General features: G+C 67.7%; 18 protein-coding genes. 5 read left to right on the forward strand and 13 right to left on the reverse strand.

Annotated elements, in window-relative coordinates:
* Positions 1 to 12: 12 nt before the first annotated feature.
* Positions 13 to 735, forward strand: a complete 723-nt coding sequence (locus JE033_RS02090; RefSeq protein WP_200329160.1) for a maleylpyruvate isomerase N-terminal domain-containing protein — start codon at positions 13 to 15, stop codon at positions 733 to 735.
* On the forward strand, positions 732 to 1550 hold the full coding sequence (locus tag JE033_RS02095) for an aminotransferase class IV (protein WP_200329162.1): 819 nt from the start codon (positions 732 to 734) through the stop codon (positions 1548 to 1550). The genes JE033_RS02090 and JE033_RS02095 overlap by 4 nt, the downstream gene beginning before the upstream one ends.
* Here the strand turns inward: JE033_RS02095 and cydC are convergent.
* From cydC to JE033_RS02115, 4 genes are all read right to left on the reverse strand, one after another.
* Positions 1525 to 3237, reverse strand: a complete 1713-nt coding sequence (cydC, locus tag JE033_RS02100) for a thiol reductant ABC exporter subunit CydC (RefSeq protein WP_234037056.1) — start codon at positions 3235 to 3237, stop codon at positions 1525 to 1527. The genes JE033_RS02095 and cydC overlap by 26 nt on opposite strands.
* Entirely contained in the window at positions 3237 to 4943 is a 1707-nt protein-coding gene (cydD, locus tag JE033_RS02105) for a thiol reductant ABC exporter subunit CydD (RefSeq protein WP_200329164.1), read from the reverse strand. Before cydD ends, cydC begins: the two co-directional genes overlap by 1 nt.
* A gap of 105 nt (positions 4944 to 5048) precedes the next feature.
* Positions 5049 to 6077: a cytochrome d ubiquinol oxidase subunit II gene (gene cydB / locus JE033_RS02110; RefSeq protein WP_090148489.1), complete on the reverse strand. Its 1029-nt coding sequence runs from the start codon at positions 6075 to 6077 to the stop codon at positions 5049 to 5051.
* 9 nt (positions 6078 to 6086) lie between these two features.
* Positions 6087 to 7541 (reverse strand): cytochrome ubiquinol oxidase subunit I, encoded by a 1455-nt coding sequence (locus JE033_RS02115; protein ID WP_090149712.1) that lies wholly within the window; start codon positions 7539 to 7541, stop codon positions 6087 to 6089.
* A 263-nt stretch (positions 7542 to 7804) separates the two neighbouring features.
* On the opposite strand from JE033_RS02115, the gene JE033_RS02120 reads away from it, so the two are divergent.
* From JE033_RS02120 to JE033_RS02130, 3 genes are read left to right on the forward strand one after another with little or no spacing between them, the layout of a single operon-like run.
* Positions 7805 to 8488 carry a DedA family protein gene (locus JE033_RS02120; protein WP_090148486.1) on the forward strand — a complete coding sequence of 228 codons (684 nt, stop codon included), beginning with the start codon at positions 7805 to 7807 and terminating at the stop codon, positions 8486 to 8488.
* A 9-nt stretch (positions 8489 to 8497) separates the two neighbouring features.
* On the forward strand, positions 8498 to 9547 hold the full coding sequence (locus JE033_RS02125; protein WP_346728705.1) for a phosphatase domain-containing protein: 1050 nt from the start codon (positions 8498 to 8500) through the stop codon (positions 9545 to 9547).
* Positions 9544 to 10611: an FUSC family protein gene (locus JE033_RS02130; protein ID WP_090148481.1), complete on the forward strand. Its 1068-nt coding sequence runs from the start codon at positions 9544 to 9546 to the stop codon at positions 10609 to 10611. Before JE033_RS02125 ends, JE033_RS02130 begins: the two co-directional genes overlap by 4 nt.
* A 56-nt stretch (positions 10612 to 10667) precedes the next feature.
* Here JE033_RS02130 and JE033_RS02135 read toward each other — a convergent pair whose 3' ends face one another.
* The 9 genes from JE033_RS02135 to JE033_RS02175 all read right to left on the reverse strand — a co-directional run bounded on the left by JE033_RS02135 (position 10668) and on the right by JE033_RS02175 (position 18285).
* Entirely contained in the window at positions 10668 to 11225 is a 558-nt protein-coding gene (locus JE033_RS02135) for a YceI family protein (RefSeq protein ID WP_090148477.1), read from the reverse strand.
* A gap of 105 nt (positions 11226 to 11330) precedes the next feature.
* Complete coding sequence (locus JE033_RS02140) at positions 11331 to 12059, reverse strand: type 1 glutamine amidotransferase (protein ID WP_090148474.1); 729 nt, start codon at positions 12057 to 12059, stop codon at positions 11331 to 11333.
* A complete protein-coding gene (locus JE033_RS02145; protein ID WP_090148471.1) occupies positions 12056 to 13390 on the reverse strand; it encodes a Mur ligase family protein in 1335 nt (444 codons plus the stop codon). The genes JE033_RS02140 and JE033_RS02145 overlap by 4 nt, the downstream gene beginning before the upstream one ends.
* A gap of 64 nt (positions 13391 to 13454) precedes the next feature.
* Positions 13455 to 14192 (reverse strand): tRNA (guanosine(37)-N1)-methyltransferase TrmD, encoded by a 738-nt coding sequence (gene trmD / locus JE033_RS02150; RefSeq protein WP_200329166.1) that lies wholly within the window; start codon positions 14190 to 14192, stop codon positions 13455 to 13457.
* The gene (rimM, locus tag JE033_RS02155; protein WP_234037057.1) at positions 14189 to 14866 is read right to left on the reverse strand and encodes a ribosome maturation factor RimM; all 678 of its coding nucleotides are present in this window, start codon (positions 14864 to 14866) and stop codon (positions 14189 to 14191) included. The genes trmD and rimM overlap by 4 nt, the downstream gene beginning before the upstream one ends.
* Positions 14866 to 15138 (reverse strand): RNA-binding protein, encoded by a 273-nt coding sequence (locus tag JE033_RS02160; RefSeq protein ID WP_090148465.1) that lies wholly within the window; start codon positions 15136 to 15138, stop codon positions 14866 to 14868. Before JE033_RS02160 ends, rimM begins: the two co-directional genes overlap by 1 nt.
* Positions 15139 to 15143: 5 nt before the next feature.
* Entirely contained in the window at positions 15144 to 15560 is a 417-nt protein-coding gene (gene rpsP / locus JE033_RS02165) for a 30S ribosomal protein S16 (RefSeq protein ID WP_090148462.1), read from the reverse strand.
* Positions 15561 to 15702: 142 nt separating this feature from the next.
* Positions 15703 to 17268: a signal recognition particle protein gene (ffh, locus tag JE033_RS02170; RefSeq protein ID WP_200329168.1), complete on the reverse strand. Its 1566-nt coding sequence runs from the start codon at positions 17266 to 17268 to the stop codon at positions 15703 to 15705.
* Positions 17269 to 17436: 168 nt separating this feature from the next.
* The gene (locus JE033_RS02175) at positions 17437 to 18285 is read right to left on the reverse strand and encodes a 3-hydroxyacyl-CoA dehydrogenase (RefSeq protein ID WP_200329170.1); all 849 of its coding nucleotides are present in this window, start codon (positions 18283 to 18285) and stop codon (positions 17437 to 17439) included.
* Positions 18286 to 18340: the final 55 nt, after the last annotated feature.

An 18340-nucleotide genomic window follows, 5' to 3' on the forward strand; every position in this document is an offset into this window, starting at 1 on the left:
TACGCTCACGACATGCACGAGGGAGACGGGATCGTTGAGTCGCGCACGGAGTTCGCTGCTGCCACCGCGTGGGCCGTGAGCGTGGTCGACGGCGTGCCGGATACTCGCTGGCGTTCCCCTGGACTCGGCGATTGGGATCTGCGCGCGCTCGTCGGGCACACGAGTCGCGCGCTCCTCACGGTCGAGCGGGGGCTCGCCGCACCGCTCGAGGTCGATGCCGTCGGGGGCGCCGAGCAGTACTTCGCCCGTGCGTCCGGCGCGACTGCGGCGAGCGGCGCTTCGGTGAGCGCCCGCGGCGTCGAGGCGGGCACGGCGCTCGGCGAGGACCCGGCTCTGCGCTTCGCCGAGATCGCTGCTCGCGTACTCGGCGCCGTGCGAGACGCCGGAGACCCGATCGTCAGCACGGTCGTCGGCGGGATGCGATTGAGCGCGTACCTGCGGACTCGCACCTTCGAGCTGATCGTGCACGGCCTCGACATCTGCGAGGCGGTGCGTGCCGCGTCTGACACCGCGAGCACCCGAACGGGCCCGCCCGACGAGTTCGCCGAGCCTCCGACCGCTCCGCTTCTGAGCACGATGCGGCTCGCCGGAGCCCTCGCGGTCGGCAACGGAGACGGCCGGGAGGTGCTGCGCGCCCTTACGGGACGCGGGGAGCTTCGATCGGGCTATTCCGTGCTCGCGCGCCCGCGTGAAGATCGCAGCACGAGTGCCCAGAGCCGGGACCGGGATCGGTGACCCCGGAGAGCGGCACCGACGGGGCCACGGGCAGGCTTCTCGCCGCCGACTCGTTCCGCGTGCGCGGAGCGGTCAGGGGCGGTGAAGCGGGCGCACACGTCGACGCAGCGGTGCGCGGTTTCGCGCGCCACCTCGAGCGCTTCGCGCAGACGGCCCACGCCGCCTGGCTCGACGCGTCGGCAGAGGCGAACCCCGCGGAGGTCAGAGGTCGCGTCTCCGCGTTTCTCGATTCGGCGCGGAGCCGACTCGCGAGAAGCGGTGACGGGTTTCCTCGGTTCGAACTATGGGAACCCGGCCCGAACGACAGTATTCGCGAACCCCGACTCGCTCTCGCGATCCGGAAACTGCCGCAGTTGCAGCTCACGATCGCACTCCGATCGTGTCCGAGCGGGCCGCTGCCGCGCGCTCGCCGGAAGGGGCCCAACATCGCCAGCTACGCCGCACTCAGGCACGAGCTCGGGGCCGAGCCGCTCCTCCTCGATCGCGACGGTCGCGTGCTCGAGGGAGCGACGACCAGCCTGATCTGGTGGAACCGCGAAACGCACCGGGGCGCCGTTTCTGCACTCCCCGACCGCGTCCCGTCGATCACGGAAGCGCTCATCCGCGAAGCTGCCGAGCTCGAGCCGCGGGTCGCGACGCTGAACGAGCTGCTGCACCACGAGGTCTGGGCCGTCAACGCCCTCCACGGCATCCGACCGGTGTCGCACCTCGACGGTGCCCGTTGCGCACCGCACGATCAGGAACGACTGGCGCACTTCCGCGAGATGCTCGATCGCCGCTGGGAGCCGATCACAGATCCACGCGCGAGGCGCTGATCTCCTGCGGCAGCTCGGTATGTGTGATGAGGATCACCGCCCGATCATCGGGCACTGCCCCCAGCAGGTCGAGCACCAGTCGGTCGGCGAGCTCGCGATCGACGCCCGCGGTCGGCTCGTCGAGCACGACGACCGGGAAATCGGCCAGGATGGCGCGAGCGAGCGCGATCCGCTGCGCCTGACCGCCGGAGATCCATGCTCCGTCCGCACCCAGCCGCGCATCGAGGCCGCCGCGCTCGAGCGCCCACTCGGCGAGACCGACGCGATCCAGCACCGCCCAGAGATCGTCGTCACTCGCGGTACCGCGCTCCTCGCTGTCGCGGGCGAACTTGAGATTCTGGCGCAGATCGGAGTCGAAGAGGTACGGCCGCTGCTCGCAGAGACCCACGATCTCGCGCACGGCGTCGGCAGGCAGCGCCCGTGCATCGAGGCCTCGCACGCGGTACTCCCCGCGCGATTCGAGGAATCTCACGAGAGCGAGCGCGAGGGTGCTCTTGCCCGCTCCGCTCGCGCCGCGAACGACGAGCGTCTCGCCCGCATCGAGAACGAAATCGACGCCGCTGATCGCATCGCTCGCGGCCCCCGGGTACCTGGCGGCGAGCCCGCGCACTTCGATCAGCGGCGCTCCGACGGGGGCGCGAACCGCTTCGCGCCCCACCGGAGACGGTTCATCGGCATCTCCCGAGTCGGCGACGAGTTCGCTCGGCAACGCGCCCTCCGTGAGATCGGCGACGCGATCGGCGCTCGCCTGCACCGTGCGCCTGGCAGACAGAGCTGCGGGAACCTGCGCGAAGACCTCGAAGACGGCGGCGGGAACGACGACGGCAGCAGCGAAGAGCGGCGCGGAGAGCCCATCGCCCAACGTCGGCAGCATCGCGACGATTGCAAGGAGCGAGGCCGCTCCAGCAGCGCACCCGAGGACGGCAGCCGTGAGGCCGGCCGAGCGCGCGCGGCGGAGCTGGAGGGTCGCGAGGCGCTGCTCGGCAGCGGCGATCCGCGCGCGCTGCATCTCGACGGCGTCGAAGGCCAGGAGCACCTCGCCCGCGGAGAAGCGCTCGAGCAGCGCGTCGACGACTGCGGCTCGTGCGGCGCTCAGCTCCCGATCCTGCGCGCCGGAGAGCCGGTTCGCCAGCGCGACTGCCACGCCGCCGCCGATCACGAGCGCGCCGAGCAGCACGAGCGCGGCCGGCACCGATATGAGTGCGACGACCATCACGCTCAGACCTGTGACGATGCCGCTCACGATGAGCGGCTGGCGCACCCGCAGCGCTTCGTCCTGCAGCTGGTCGACGTCGTCGACGAACGCTGCGAGCACTTCTCCCCGCCGGTGCGATTCCAGTGCGCCCGGCACCCTCGGCACGAGTGACGCGAAGGTGCGCGACCGCAGCACGGCGAGCTGAGCGAGCGCCGCATCGTGGCTCGTGAGCCGCTCGGCGTACCGGAAGGCGGCGCGACCGATCGCGAGCGCTCGCACGCCGACGATCGCGAACGTGAGATGGAGGATCGGGGGCTGCTCCCCCGCCCGCACGATCAGCCACATGCTCAGCCCGAGCAGGCCGACGACGCTCGCATCTGCCATCACTCCGAGCAGAATGCCGGGAAGACGCCGCGACCGGCTCGGCATGGCCCGATCGAGTACCGCCCGCCGCTGCCGACGGGTGACTGCTTCGGTCTGCATCGCGCGCATCAGGCGTCCACCCCCGCAATGCTCGGCTCCGGATGACTCGCATCGATGCGCACCACGCGATCGGCTGCCCGGTGCACAGCTTCCCGATGGCTGACGACGAGCACGGCCCGCCCGGCATCCGCCTCCGCGCGAAGAGCGGCGCACACCAACGCCTCGCTCGACGAGTCCAAGGCAGAGCTGGGCTCATCGAGCACGAGCGCGCCGCAGTCGAGCCGCCATGCTCGATACAGCGCCCTGGCCACGGCGATGCGCTGGGCCTGACCACCGGACACGCCGGCGCCTGCGACGCCCAGTTCGAGGCCGAGGTCGAGGTGCTCGAGACCGACGGCGTCGAGCGCGCGCCGCGCGAGCGCGCGATCGGGTTCGTCCGACCCGAGCGCCACGTTCTCGGCGATGCTGCCGTGCAGCAGGCCGGGACGCTGGCCCGACCACGCGAGCGCACCGGGTGCGACGATACGCCCGCGGATCGGCTCGACGAAGCCGAGCAGCACCGCGACCAACGTCGATTTTCCGGCGCCGGATGGTCCGGACATCGCCACCATCTCTCCTGGAGCGACATCGAACGACACGGGGCCGACGACGCGCCGGCCTCCCCTGACGACGCTGACCGCGTCGAAACTCAGTCCGGGCTGTCGCCCGTCAGCCGAGCGCCGCGCGTCGCGAGCGTCACCGCCCTCAGGGGATGCTGCCCCGTTCGGGCGCGAATCAGCCGCCTCGATGATCGCGAAGACCCGCGACGCAGCCGCCAGGCCTTCGGTCGACGCGTGGAACGCAGCACCGACCTGCCGGATCGGCACGAAGGTCTCGGGGAGCAGCAGCAGCACGAAGAGGCCGAGCCCGAGGGGGAACTCGCCACTCACCAGCCGGGTTCCGACCGTCACCGCGACGAGCGCGATCGAGAAGGTGCCGGCGAGATCGAGCACGAATCCCGAGAGGAAGGTGACGCGCAGCACGCTCATGGTGCGCGAGCGGTACTCATCGGTCTCGCGGGTGATGCGCGCGACCTGCCGGCCCTGCCTGCCGAAGATCCGCAGAGTGGCGAGGCCGGCAACGACGTCCAGGAATGACGATGAGAGGCGCTGCAATTGCTCCCACTGCCGATCCTGCACTGCCTGCGTCGCAAGACCGATGAGGATCATGAAGACCGGGATGATCGGGAACACCACGACCACGATCAGGCCGCTGAGCGGATCTGCGAGCAGGACGGCGAGGATGAGGATGGGAGTGGCGACACCCGTGAGCAGGAGCTGCGGGATGTACCCGGAGAAGTAGCCGTCGAGCGCGTCCAGCCCGCGGCCGAGCGACGTCGCCAGTTCGGCGTCGCCCGGCCCGTCATCCCGCTGGGGCGAGCGGGCGTCGAGCGCATCGAGCGCCGCCGCTCGGAGCTGAGCTTTCACGCGGACCGCACCGCGCGCCGCGACGGCGTCCATGCCCCAACCGGCGATGGAACGCACGCACACCGCGACCAGCGCGCCGAGCATGAGCCAGGGAAGCTGACCGGTATCGAACGCTCCCTCGTCGATTCTGCCCCGCACCCCGGGAATGCCGTCCATTACGGGAAGAGCTGCAGCGGTGACCGCCTGCGCCAGGCACCACGCCCAGGCCAGCACCGCGCAGGTGCGCAGCAGACCGAGCCCGGCGCCGATGATCAGCACGCCGCGCGCAGCGCGCGCATACCGGAGCAATCTCGGGTCGAAGGGTTTCACGAGGTTCCTGAGTGTCGATGGGCGGCGGAAGTCACAACCGCTCGAGGCAGTCTACGGGAGCCCGGGGAGTCACATCAGATGAAACCCCGGGCCCTGCGCACCGAGTCAGTGCGCACCTACGGGAATCGCCTCACGGGTCAACCGCTTCCGGAAGATCCAGTACGTCCACGCCTGGTACGCGAGCACGAGCGGAAGGGTGAAGACCGCGACCCACGTCATGAGCTCGAGCGTCTTCTGCGAACTCGCGGCGCCGACGATCGACATGGAGTACGAGGGGTCGATGCTCGATGCCATGAGATTCGGGAACATCGCCATGAAGATCGCGAGCAGAGCGAACGCGATGGCGATCGCGTTGCCGGTGAAGGCCCACCCTTCTCGTCCGACGAGATTCGCGGCCCAACCCCCGATGAGCGCGAGTGCGGCGACCGCTGAGCAGAGCACGATCACCCACAGCGTCGGGCTATCGGTGTGCTGCATGATCGTCCATCCGAGGAACGTCGCTCCCGCGATGATCGCCGCGGCACCGACCTTCGTGGCGAGCGAGCGAGCTCGCACTCGCATGTCACCCGCGGTCTTCAGCGAGATGAACACCAGACCGTGCGCGAACGTGATGAGGAGCATCGTGAGTCCGCCGAGCAGCCCGTAGGGGTTCAGCAGAGTGAGCAGTGTGCCCTGGTAGATCCAGCCGCCGTTCTCCATCGGCGCGATCGGGAGCCCCTGGGCGAGGTTCGCGAACGCGACGCCCCAGAGGAGCGGCGGCACCACCGAACCCCAGAAGATGAACTGATCGAACCACCGGGTCCATTCGCGACCCTTGCCCTGGTGCCGGTACTCGAACGAGACCCCGCGCAGAATCAGGGCGACGAGGATCACGAGGAGCGCCAGGTAGAAGCCGGAGAACATCGTCGCGTACCACTCGGGGAACGCGGCGAAGAGCGAGGCGCCCGCGACGATGAGCCACGTCTCGTTGAGATCCCAGACGGGACCGATCGTGTTGATGATGAGACGCCGGTCGCGGTCGTCCCTCCCGAGGAACGGCAGCGACATGCCAACGCCGAAATCGAATCCGTCGAGCACGAAGTAGCCGATGAGCATCGCCCCGACGATGAAGAACCAGAGTGTGGTGAGTTCCATGTCCGTCTCCTAGTAGACCGTGGCGAGCTGCTGGTGGTCGGCGTCGCCCGGCTTGCCGTCGGCGTCCGAGCTCAGCGCGATCTCGGGCGGGCCCTCTTTCGCCGCCTTCGTGATGAGCTTGAATTCGACGACGGCGAGGGCGCCGTACACGATCGTGAAGACGAGCAGGGAGATCAGCACCGCCCATCCGGGAACTCCGGGCGACACGCCCTGTTCGGTGGTCATCACGCCGAAGACGATCCACGGCTGCCGGCCCATCTCGGTGAAGACCCACCCCACGAGCGAGGCGAGCATCGGGAGCGGCGCGGTCCAGATCGCGACCTTCCACACCCAGTCGGGAAGGTCCATGCTCTTCCGGGTGATCCAGAGCCCGACGACCGAGACGAGCGCAGCGAGTGCGCCGAGGCCGATCATCCAGCGGAACGCCCAATAGGTGACCCAGATGATGGGTGCGAACTGACCGTCGGTCGGGCACGTGAGCAGCGAATCGGCGCCGCAGTACTGCGCGGTGTATTCGGCCTGCAGATCGCGGATGCCCTCGACGGACCCGTTGAACGTGCCGTTCGAGAGGAAGGACAGCAGATAGGGGATGCGGATCGAGAAGATCTCGTGGGCCCCGTCGGGGGTGCCGAGGCTGAACACGGAGAACGACGCGTCAGCGCCGGAGGCGTTCTCGTAGAGCGCTTCCGCAGCGGCCATCTTCATCGGCTGCGTCTCGGTCATGACCATGCCGAGCGAGTGGCCCGTGAGCCCGACGCCCATGAAGGCGGCGATGTTGGTCCACGCGCCGAAGCGGAGCGCTGTCCGCATCTCGTCGAGGTACTGCCCACGACGCAGGTGCCAGGCGGCGGTCGAGACGACGACGACTCCCGCGAACATCACGGCGGCGAAGATGGTGTGCGGGAACTGCGTCACGGCGACCGGGTTCGTGAGCACGGCGCCGATGCTGTCGAGTTCGGCTCGCCCGCGCTCCTCGTTGATGGTGAATCCATCAGGATTCTGCATGAATGCGTTCGCAGCGAGGATGAAATAGGCCGAGGCGACGGTGCCGAGCCAGACGAACCAGATCGTCATCAGATGGATCTTCTTCGGCAGCTTGTCCCACCCGAAGATCCACAGCCCGATGAAGGTCGCTTCGAAGAAGAAGGCGATGAGGCCTTCCATCGCCAAGGGGGCGCCGAAGATGTCGCCGACGAAGCGGGAGTAGTTCGACCAGTTCATGCCGAACTGGAACTCCTGCACGATGCCGGTCACGACGCCCATCGCGAAGTTGATGAGGAAGATCTTGCCGAACAGACGGGTGAGGCGCAGGTACTTGATCTTGCCCGTCTTCACCCACGCGGTCTGCAGGATGGCGACGAGCAGGCACATGCCGATCGTCAGCGGAACGAAGATGAAGTGGTACAGCGTCGTCAACCCGAACTGCCATCGCGATAGCGTCAGGGGATCAAAGAACTCGTTCATGTCACGCTCCAGAACGAAGGTCGCGCGCCCCACCAAGGGTGCACTCCCTTAGTGAGGTCCGCTACGAGATGTCATTCTCGCCGGAGCCATCGGCCGGATGCCGACTGACTCGATTTTACCGTTTCTGTGAGTTTCCTGCGAATCTGGTTCGGCTTCGAAGCATATTTCACTCGGCGCCGAACGGTATATCTCTCGACGTCGAAACGACCTCGCACCCGCCCGTGCCCGATGTTCCTTGCGACGTCGTCGTTACACTCGGTGGCGTGACCGACTTCCTGAGCACGTTGATCGAATGGATCCGCGACCTCGACCCGGTCCTGCGCACGCTGCTCGCAGGCGTCGGCATGATGCTCGAGACGTCGATCTTCGTCGGCCTCATCGTGCCTGGAGACACCATCGCGCTGGTGTCCGCCATCGGAGTGACCACGCCCGCTCAGTTCATCTGGCTCGTCATCGCCCTGATCCTCGGCGCCGTTGCCGGAGAGAGCATCGGCTTCTTCCTCGGCAGATGGATCGGACCCCGAATCCGGGCCAGCCGTGCCGGACGGAGACTCGGCGAGCGCAACTGGCGCATCGCCGAGCACTACCTCGGGGAACGCGGAGGGGTCGCGGTGTTCCTCTCGAGATTCCTGCCGGTGCTGCACTCGCTCGTGCCGTTGACCGCCGGCATGGCGGGAATGCGCTATCGCCGGTTCCTGGTCTGGACCGCAGCGGCCAGCATCGTCTGGTCGTTGATCGTCGTCTCGCTCGGCGTCGGCGCCGCCGCCGGATACGACCAACTCGCAGCACGCGTCAAAGGCGCCGGGTTCGTCTTCGCCGGTCTCGCCGCCGCTGTCGCACTCGCCATCTGGGGAATCAAGAAGTGGTTCCTGCGCCGCGAGCAACGCCACCTCGACGTCGCCGGCGCAGACGAATCGTCTGAGGATCCGCACACCCCGACGCCCTAGACTGTCCTGGTGACTTCGCCACCCCAGCCAGACCCTCGACCCCGCTTCGCGGCTCGCCTGGAGGATTGGCTGCACGGGCGCCGCGCCCGCCGAGCGATCTCGCGCGGGAAGAAGCCCTCCGTGATTCCGTACATCGGCTACGGCACGACCGAATGGGTGCGCGTGCTCGGACGCGTGCTGTACCTGAAGCCGGAGAGTCGCGAGCACACCCGCTTCCGGCCGGACGTGGCCGAGGTATCGCGCGTGCGCGGCTGGCGCACCTTCACGAGCCTCTCGGTGCCGCATCAGACGGTGCGCGTGCTCATCGACGGCGAGCCCGTCACCGAAGTGACGGCGGATCGCGGCGGGGTCATCGATGCCATCGTGCCGGTGCAGCTCGAACGGGGCTGGCACACCGTGACCCTTCAAGCCGGCGACAGCGAGGCGGCCGATGCCCCCGTGAACGTGGTGGCGCCGGAGGCCGAGTTCGGGGTGATCTCCGACATCGACGACACCATCCTGCTCACCGCTCTCCCCCGCCCGTTCGTAGCGGCGTGGAACAGCTTCGTGCTCGACGAGCATGCGCGTTCGGCGACACCCGGCATGGCGGTGATGCTCGATCACCTGATGGCCGAGCATCCCGGCGCCCCCGTCGTCTACCTCTCGACCGGGGCCTGGAACGCAGCGCCCGCGCTCAGCCGCTTCCTGGCGCGCAATCTCTATCCGATGGGGCCGCTCCTGCTCACCGATTGGGGCCCGACGCATGATCGTTGGTTCCGGAGCGGCCGAGAGCACAAACGACGCGAACTGCGACGCATCGTGAGAGAGTTCCCCGGGATCCGTTGGATCTTGATCGGCGACGACGGGCAGCACGACGAGGCGCTGTACCACGAATTCGCGACCGCCCACCCCGAGAGCGTCGCGGCGGTGCTCATCCGTCAGCTCTCCGTCGGCGAAGCGGTGCTCGCCGGCGGGCGCTCGAAGGCGCGGCTGCACCGGAGCACGAGCGGCGTGCCCTGGGTGTACGGCCCAGACGGGGCAACACTGCGCGAGGAGCTGCGCAAGCTGGGACTTCTGTGACCGGACCCGCGACCCGCCCGTGGCGCCGGTTCGAGCGCGATCTCACCGGGCGGTTCACGGTGTCGGTGCGGCCCGCCTGGTGGCAGCTGGCCAAGGGCGCCGCCGCGGCGATCCTGACCTGGTTCATCTGCCTCGCGATCTTTCCGGAGCAGCTGCCGATCTTCGGAGCGATCGCCGCGCTGATCGTCATGCAGGACAACGTCGATCAGTCGCTCACCCGCGGAATCGAGCGCGTCGTCGGCGTGCTCGTCGGCGTGGGCGTGGCCATCGGCGCGGGCGCGCTCTTCGGTCCGCAGTCGTGGTTGTTCATCGCGGCCATCATCGTCGCGATGGGCGTCGGGTGGCTGCTGCGCATGACGCCTTCGGCCGCGAATCAGGTCGCGATCAGCGCTCTGCTCATGATCGCGCTCGGCGGCCTCGAACTGCACTACGGCGCCGAGCGCCTCATCGAGACAGCGATCGGAGCCGCGATCGGCGTGGCCTTGAATGCGCTCGTCGTCGCACCGGTGCGCACGTCTTCGGTGCATCTCGCGATCGTCGACCTCACGCAGCACTCGGCCGAGGTGCTGCGTCGCATCGCCGACGCGCTCGACGAACCGCGCAACCGGCCCTGGCTCGCCGAGATGCTCGCCGACGCCAGGGGGCTGCAAGAGGAGCGCACCCGCGTCCACGCCCTCCTGCGCCAGGCCCGCGAGAGCCTCAGGTTCAATCCTCGCAGTCGGCGCTATCGCGAGGGTCTCGCGGAGGACGACGCACAGTTCGAGCGCCTGCAGCGCATCGTCACGCAGATCGTCGGCATGGCTCGCGCGCTCGCCGATCTCTACGCCCCCGAGCTCACCGACGACCCCTTCGTCATCGGCATGGCGGAGGAGATGCGACGTGCCGCGCACGATCTCGAGCTCCTCGTCGAGGGCGGCACGAGGGGCGAGGGCGCGGTCGAGCCACTCGCGCTGACCACTCCCCTCACCATCCCGAGGCCGAATGAGCAGCACTGGGTACTCATCGGCTCTCTGCTGGAGGATCTGCGCCGCGTGCGCGGGCGCATCACCGGCGAACTCGATTGAAACGACGAATCGCCGCCCCGCTTCCGCGGTGACGGCGATTCCAGCAGTGTCGTCGGCTACTTGACGAGCGCCGCCTGCACATCGAGCGTGATCGTCACATCGGAGCCGAGCAGCAGCCCGCCCTTTTCGAGGGGAGCGTTCCAGGTCAGCCCGAAGTCCTCGCGCTTGATCCGCGTGGTCGCGGTGAAACCGGCCTTGTAATTGCCGTAGGCGTCCTCGCCGAAGCCGCCGAACTCGAAGTCGAAGGTCACCGGCTTCGTCACCCCGCGGAGCGTCAGATCGCCGTCGACGAAGAAGTTGCCGTTCTCCTCGCGCACGCCCGTCGACACGAAGGTCAGCTTCGGGAACTCATCGGCGGCGAAGAAATCACCGGTGGCCAGGTGGCCGTCGCGGTTCTTCTCGTTCGTGTTCACGGAGGCGACGTCGGCGCTCGCGGTGACGCTCGACTCGAGGGGGTTCTCCGCCGTCGTGAAGGTGGCTTCGAAGGACTCGAACTTGCCCTTGACCTTGCTGATGGCGAGGTGGCGAACGGAGAAGCCGACCTCGGAGTGCGTGGGGTCGACGGCCCACGTTCCGACGCGGTACCCGGGGATCTGCTCTGCGGTGATGGTCATGTCATGCCTTTCGATTGAGTGTGCGAGGTCCGATGAGCACAACTATTACATGCAGACGAATATTCCCGGGTACGAGCAGAAACTTTTCCGCGCGCGGCTCCGGGGCTATCGGGGGCGTCGCTTCGCGCTTTCGCGCGCACGGAGCACGGTGTCGGGCGTCGCCGCGACCGGCGTGAAGGAGCCGTAGCGCCTGCGCGCGGCTTCCCCGATGAGGAAATCGCTGAGCGCGGGATTCTTGGGCAGCAGGGATCCGTGCAGGTAGCTGCCGATCACATTCGCCGTGCGCGCTCCCTCCACACCGGCGCCGGGGGCATTGCCGGCTCCCTGCACCACCCGGCCCAGGGGCGCAGAGCCGGTCCCGAGCTGCGTGCTGCCGCTGTGGTTCTCATAGCCGATGATCTCGCCGAACGCCTCCGTGTCGAGCACGACGTTCCCGATCATCCGTTCCGTCCCGCCGAGGGTCTCGACGTCGAGCACGCCGATCCCAGTGAGCTCGTCACCCGCATGCGTGATGAAGCGGTGGCCGAACAATTGATAGAGACCGCAGATCATGAGCATCGGCACACCGTCGTCGGCGAGGGTGCGCATCTGATCCGCCCGCTGCGCGAGATCGAGCGCGACCCTGCCCTGACCCGAGTCCTGCCCGCCCCCGCCGACGATGATGTCGATGGTGTCCGGAAGCGGGTCGCCGGGGTTCACATCGACCACCCGCGGCGAGAAACCATGGGCGGCGGCTCGGCGCGAGAGCGAGAGCACATTGCCGCGGTCACCGTAGATATTCATGTCTCGCGGGTAGAGCGAGACGATGGCGAGTTCGCGATCGATATCGTTCACCAGACGTCCTCCACATCGGTCAGATCGGCGAGGGCGCGACGCAGGTCGAGCATCGCGGTGTACGTGCAGTAGATGCGCCGCGGGCGACCGAGCGTGCGCTCACGGAAGGTCGCCAGCGCGCGACGGGGGTCTTCCTCGACGTGCCCGACCGGGACGTCGTCGTGCTCGAGACGCAGTGCCATGTCCCAGGCACGCGTACCGCACACCGTATCGACGCCGGACTCCGCGAGAGAGGTGAAATCGACATCCCACAGCCACGACATGTCCCGGCCGTCCGCGTACTGATCGTTGATCGCGATCATCGCGGCGACGCCCTCGGCCTGGAACGACGCGAGCCCCAGTCGGAATCCAGCCGGATTCTTCACGAGGACGAGTTCGAGCGGCTCCCCGTCGAGCACCAGCTGCTCGCCTCGCCCGAATGCCGGGCGGATCTCCGAGAGCGCCGTCACAAGTTCGCCGGTCGTGGCTGCCGCGCGTTGCCCCGGGGCCTCAGGAGCGATCGGCCCGGCATCCAGAATCTGACGCACGAGGGCGAGCGCAGCCGCCGCGTTGAAGGTGTTGTACAGCCCTTCCAGCTTGAGCGAGGTCCGGTACTGACCGCCGTCGACGCCGAACACCGCTTCATGGTCCCCGACCTCGAGCAGCATCACGTCAGCCGGCGTGCGCTGTTCCCGCGCCGCCTCTGCCGGCGTCGCCGAAAGATGGAAATCGTCGTCACTCGGGAACATGGCGAGGAGCGCATCGGAGAGACCGAACTCGCGAACGTCGACGTGCGCGCCGGTGCGGGCTCGAGTGAGCTCGCCGATGGCTGCGATCAGTCGATCTTCACGATTCACCACCAGGCCCTCGGTCGTGGCATCTGCGATCCGCTGCAGAAGTTTGGCGGTCGTATCGATCTCACCGAAACGGTCGAGCTGATCGCGCAGCACGTTCAACAGCAGTGTGAACCGAGGAGCCACTCGGTCGATGAAGTACATCGCGTGGGCTTCATCGAGTTCGAGCACGGCGACATCCGCATCGAGACGACCGCGCAGATCGCTCTCCTGAATCGCTGCGGCGACGACCCCGCGGGAGAAATTCGAACCCGTCCGATTCGTGAAGACGCGCAGCCCACGGGCCTCGAGCAGTTCGACGACCATCTTCGTCGTCGTCGTCTTCCCGTTGGTTCCGCTGACCGCCACGACCCCGTACGGCAGCCGGCCAAGGACACGGCTCAGAAAGCCGGGGTCGAGCTTCTCGATCACGAGGCCGGGCAGAGCCGACCCGCCGCCGCGGAGCCGGGCGACCTGCCGCACCGCCTTGCCGATACCGGCTGAAACCACATCACGCATGCTCCCAGCCTAGAGGCAGCGACGAATGCAGCCGAACGCGCGCGCCGCACAGGCGGCGTGGCGATCACTCGGCCGCGTGCCGCCCCGGAGGTCGGCCCAGCATCTCGCGCGACAGCAGTTCGGGTCTGACCCGCCCGGTGCGTTCGATGCGCTGTTCGCGACGCCACGCGTCGATCGCGGCATGATTGCCGCTCAACAGCACCTCTGGCACCGATCGATCGCGCCAGTTCGCGGGTTTGGTGAAGCTCGGGTACTCGAGGAGTCCGTCCTCTTCATGCGATTCCTCGACCAAGCTCTCGGGATTCCCGACGACGCCGGGAACGAGCCGGCCGATCGCCTCGATCATCGCGATCGCAGCGACCTCTCCCCCGTTCAGTACGTAGTCCCCGATGCTGACGAGCCGGACTCGCCCGCGACTCGCATACTCGTCGAAGACGCGCTGGTCGATGCCCTCGTACCGGCCGCACCCGAAGACGAGGTGCGTTTCGTCGGCGAGCTCGCGGGCCATCGTCTGCGTGAAGACATCGCCGGCGGGCGATGGGAAGATCACGAGCGGGTCCGCGTCCGGCTCGGCCTCGCCGAGGATGCCGTCCAGGGCCTCGCCCCAGGGCTCCGGCTTCATCACCATTCCCGCACCGCCGCCAGCGGGGGTGTCATCGACGGTCCGGTGCTTATCGTGCGCGGAATCCCGCAGATCGTGCACGTGCACCTCGATGAGTCCCCGCTGCCTCGCCTTGCCGAGCAGCGAGAGCTCGAGCGCGTCGAAATAGCCGGGGAAGATCGAGACGACGTCGATCCTCATTCCGGACTCTCCTCCGAGCCGCCTGACCGCGAATCACCGGCGTTGCCGCTTTGCGGAGCATCAGTTCCGTCGGATTCCGCCTCGGACTCGTCGAAGAGCCCAGGCGGCGGCGTCACATGTACGACGCCTGCGGCGATGTCGACGCTCGGCACGATCGCGGTCACGAACGGCACGAGGACGGGACCGTCGGCGGTCGTGACCACCAACAGGTCCTGCGCGGGGAGATGCTGCACCTCCGCCACGACACCCAGCTTGACCGCCTCGCCGCCCGGCTCGGCTGCGTCGCGAACGACGTCGAGGCCGACGAGCTGGTGGTGGTACCAGGCGTCGTCTTCCTCGCCCTCCGCAACGGCCTGCTCATCGATCCACAGAATCGCGCGGACGATGCTCTCGGCCGTCGTGCGGTCCGGAACCTCGGCGAAGAAGCCGACCGGAGACTCGTTGAACCAGCGCAGGTCGCGCATCGTGATGGTGCGACCGAACCAGGGCGAATCCGTGGGAACTTGCAGGTGGAATTCTGCGCCCGGCACGAAGCGGAGCTCCGGATTATCGGTGAAGAGCTCGACCTTGAGCCCGCCCTTGAGACCATGCGGTTTCGTGAGGCGACCAACGCGCAGGCTCCCCGCCCCGCTCGCGGGACGGGGAGCCTGCGCTCGCCCTTGCGGATCCGCCATCAGGCTTCGGTCTCCGCACTGTCGGCAGCGTCGGTGTCGACGACATCGACGCGCACACGTTCACCGCCGGCGAGCGAGAGCACGAGCGTGCGCAGCGACGAGGCAGTGCGACCGCCTCGACCGATGACACGACCGAGATCACTCGGGTGCACGTGCACCTCGAGAACGTCGCCGCGCCCACCGTCGCGCACATCGACGCGCACCCGATCAGGGTGATCGACGATTCCGCGCACGAGGTGCGCGAGCGCCTCTCCGAGTGCCTGCTGAGCCAAAGGTGTCAGGCCTCGGTCGACTCGGCTGCAGCGTCTTCGGCCGGGGCTTCCTCGGCAGCGGCAGCGGGCTTCTCAGCCTTCGGGCGCAGTACGGGCTTCTTCGCAGCATCGGCCTCGAAGGGGACCTTCGCCTCGGGAGCGAGGATCTTGGACTCGGTCTCGCCGGTTCCGGTGTACTTGCCCCAGTCGCCCGAGAGCTTCAGGATCGCCGCGACCTGCTCGGTCGGCTGAGCGCCGACGCTCAGCCAGTACTGCGCACGATCCGAGTCGACCTCGATGAACGAGGGGTTCTCGGTCGGGTGGTACTTGCCGATCTCCTCGATGACGCGGCCATCGCGCTTGGTGCGCGAGTCAGCGACGACGATGCGGTAGTAGGGCGCGCGGATCTTGCCGAGGCGCTTGAGACGGATCTTGACAGCCATGATGACTCCTTGAATCGGTGAACGATGCCGCATCTCGTGCCAGACGGCCGGATCGCGGAAGCGTGGGCGCGCAAGATGCGCGAACCCGTCAATAGTGCCACACTCGGCGGCATATTGCAATTTATGCTGCGAACAGGCTTTCTTACCGCAGACCCTTGCCGAGCATCTGCTGCAGCTTGGCCAGATCCTCCTCATTCGGCTGCGCAGCGCCGCCTCCGCCCAGGCCGAATCCGGAGCCGCCCTCGGACGCGCCGGCTGGCTTCGCGGCGATTCCGGCGGCCTCCTGAGCACGCTTCGCCGGGTTGCCAGAACGTCGCTTGCCCTTGCCCTTCGCGGGCTGCTGCTTCTTGCGGCCGCCGCCCATCCCTGGCACCGGCCCCATTCCGGGAATCTGCGGCAAGCCGCCGCGGGCGACGGTCTTCATCATCTTCGCCGCCTGCTCGAAGCGCTGCACGAGCTGGTTCACGTCGGTCACGGTCATGCCCGATCCCTTGGCGATGCGCAGCCGCCGGGAGCCGTTCAGCAGTTTCGGGTTCTCGCGCTCGGCCTTCGTCATCGACTGGATGATGGCCTCGGTGTGCACGATCTCCTGCTCGTCGAAATTGTCGAGCTGAGACTGCATCTTGCCCATGCCGGGCAGCATGCCCATCATCTTCTTGAGCGAACCGGCTTTGCGCAGTTGCTGCATCTGACCGAGGAAGTCGTCGAGGGTGAAGGCGTCCTGCGAGATCTTCTCCGCGACCTTGCGGGCTTCGTCCTCGTTGAACGCGGACTGCGCCTGCTCGATGAGGGTCAGAATGTCGCCGAGGTCGAGAATGCGGCTCGCCATGCGGTCCGGGTGGAACGGCTCGAAGTCGTTCAGCCCCTCACCGGTGGAGGCGAAGAGGATCGGGCGGCCGGTCACGCTGCGGATGGAGAGCGCGGCGCCGCCGCGCGCATCGCCGTCGAGTTTCGTGAGCACGACGCCGGTGAAGTCGACGCCCTCCTGGAAAGCCTGAGCCGTAGCGACGGCGTCCTGTCCGATCATCGCGTCGATGACGAAGAGCACCTCGTCGGGATCGGTCGCCTTGCGGATGTCCGACGCCTGCCGCATCAGCTCCGCATCGACGCCGAGTCGGCCTGCGGTATCGATGATGACGAAGTCGTAGTGCTTGGAACGGGCCTCGGCGACGCCGCGCTTCGCCACCTGCACGGGATCGCCGACTCCGTTGCCCGGCTCGGGTGCGAAGATCTCGGCTCCCGCCTGCTCGGCGACGACTCCCAGCTGGGTCACGGCGTTCGGTCGCTGCAAGTCGCAGGCGACGAGCAGCGGCGTGTGCCCCTGATCGCGCAGCCATTTCGCGAGCTTCCCGGCGAGCGTGGTCTTACCGGCGCCCTGGAGCCCGGCGAGCATGATGATGGTCGGAGGGTTCTTCGCGAACTGCAGGCGCCGCTGCTCTCCGCCGAGAATCGCCACGAGCTCCTCGTTGACGATCTGGACCACCTGCTGCGCCGGGTTGAGCGCCTGGTTCACCTCATCGCCGAGCGCGCGTTCGCGCACCTTCGACGTGAATTCCTTGACGACGTCGAGCGCGACGTCGGCTTCGAGCAGGGCGCGGCGGATCTCGCGGACCGTGCTGTCGACGTCGGACGCGGAGAGCTTGCCCTTCGAACGAAGATTCTTGAGGGTGTCGGTCAGTCGCGCCGAGAGGTTTCCGAAAGTAGCCATAGCGGGTTCATTCTAGCTCGCATCGGTCGGGAAGTCGGCCCCGGTGATCCGTTCTCCCGCAATGGGGGCTCACCGAGGTCGAATGTGTCACCGATGCCGATGGCTGGGCCCATCGCTGGGCCGGCGGCTGGACCCATCGCTGGGCCGGCGGCTGGACCGGCGGCCCACCTATTCGTAGGTGTAGAAGCCGCGGCCGCTCCCCTTTCCGAGGTACCCCTTGTCGATGTACTCGCGCTTGAGGTACTCCGCGAATTCGCGAGCCCCGGGCTTGTCGCTGTCCTTGTTGAGCATGTACGGAGTCATCATGCCGATGACGTCGAAGATCTGGAACGGCCCCAGTGGCGCGCCCGTGCCGATGCGCCACGTGCGGTCGATGTCCTCCGGCGTCGCGACGCCTCCCATCAAGAGCCCGCTCGCTGCGTCGAGCAACGGGACGAGGAGCGAGTTCAGCACGTAGCCCGGCTGCTCTTTCAGCACGCGGATCGGCACCATCCCGATCTCGTCGGCGAACTGCGCGACGGCCTCGAATGCGGCAGGATCGGTGCCGTCGTGGCCCATCACCTCGCCGGTGTTGTTCTTCCACACCTCGTTCGCGAAGTGCAGCGCGAGGAACCGCTCGGGGTGGCCGGAGGCCGGCGCGATGTCGCTCGGCAAGAGCGTCGACGAATTCGTCGCGAAGATCGCGGTCTCGGGAGCCAGTTCGCCGACGCGGCGCCACGTGTCGCGCTTGATCTCGAGGTTCTCAGGCACGGCTTCGATCACGAGCTCAGCTTGTGCCAGCGCCTCCCCCAGATCGGTCGTGACGCGAATGCGCGCGACGGCGGCGTCGAGCTTCTCGGGCGTCGCGTCGGGAAGGTCGCGGATATAGAGCGGCTTGAGGTACTCCCAGCGAGCGGGCAGCTTCTCCAACGCCTCATCGTTGATGTCGTACGCAACCACTTCTTTGCCGAAGTACGCCGCTTGGAAGATGATCTGAGAACCGAGCACTCCGGTGCCGAGTACGGTGAGACGCTGCATGATGACCCTTTCTCGATGGATCCGGCCTGGTGGGCCAGAGCCTGCCTACACCCCC

The sequence above is a fragment of the Leucobacter sp. L43 genome, from assembly GCF_016597785.1.
Classification (GTDB): domain Bacteria; phylum Actinomycetota; class Actinomycetes; order Actinomycetales; family Microbacteriaceae; genus Leucobacter; species Leucobacter alluvii.

Bases quoted from the DNA above. Each gene is read 5' to 3' on its own strand.
- JE033_RS02090 (WP_200329160.1), top strand. From the start codon at position 13: ATGCACGAGGGAGACGGGATCGTTGAGTCGCGCACGGAGTTCGCTGCT.
- cydC (WP_234037056.1), bottom strand. From the start codon at position 3,237: ATGCGCGCGATGCAGACCGAAGCAGTCACCCGTCGGCAGCGGCGGGCG.
- cydB (WP_090148489.1), bottom strand. From the start codon at position 6,077: ATGGAACTCACCACACTCTGGTTCTTCATCGTCGGGGCGATGCTCATC.
- JE033_RS02115 (WP_090149712.1), bottom strand. From the start codon at position 7,541: ATGAACGAGTTCTTTGATCCCCTGACGCTATCGCGATGGCAGTTCGGG.
- JE033_RS02135 (WP_090148477.1), bottom strand. From the start codon at position 11,225: ATGACCATCACCGCAGAGCAGATCCCCGGGTACCGCGTCGGAACGTGG.
- JE033_RS02145 (WP_090148471.1), bottom strand. From the start codon at position 13,390: ATGCGTGATGTGGTTTCAGCCGGTATCGGCAAGGCGGTGCGGCAGGTC.
- trmD (WP_200329166.1), bottom strand. From the start codon at position 14,192: ATGAGGATCGACGTCGTCTCGATCTTCCCCGGCTATTTCGACGCGCTC.
- rimM (WP_234037057.1), bottom strand. From the start codon at position 14,866: ATGGCGGATCCGCAAGGGCGAGCGCAGGCTCCCCGTCCCGCGAGCGGG.
- rpsP (WP_090148462.1), bottom strand. From the start codon at position 15,560: ATGGCTGTCAAGATCCGTCTCAAGCGCCTCGGCAAGATCCGCGCGCCC.
- ffh (WP_200329168.1), bottom strand. From the start codon at position 17,268: ATGGCTACTTTCGGAAACCTCTCGGCGCGACTGACCGACACCCTCAAG.
- JE033_RS02175 (WP_200329170.1), bottom strand. From the start codon at position 18,285: ATGCAGCGTCTCACCGTACTCGGCACCGGAGTGCTCGGTTCTCAGATC.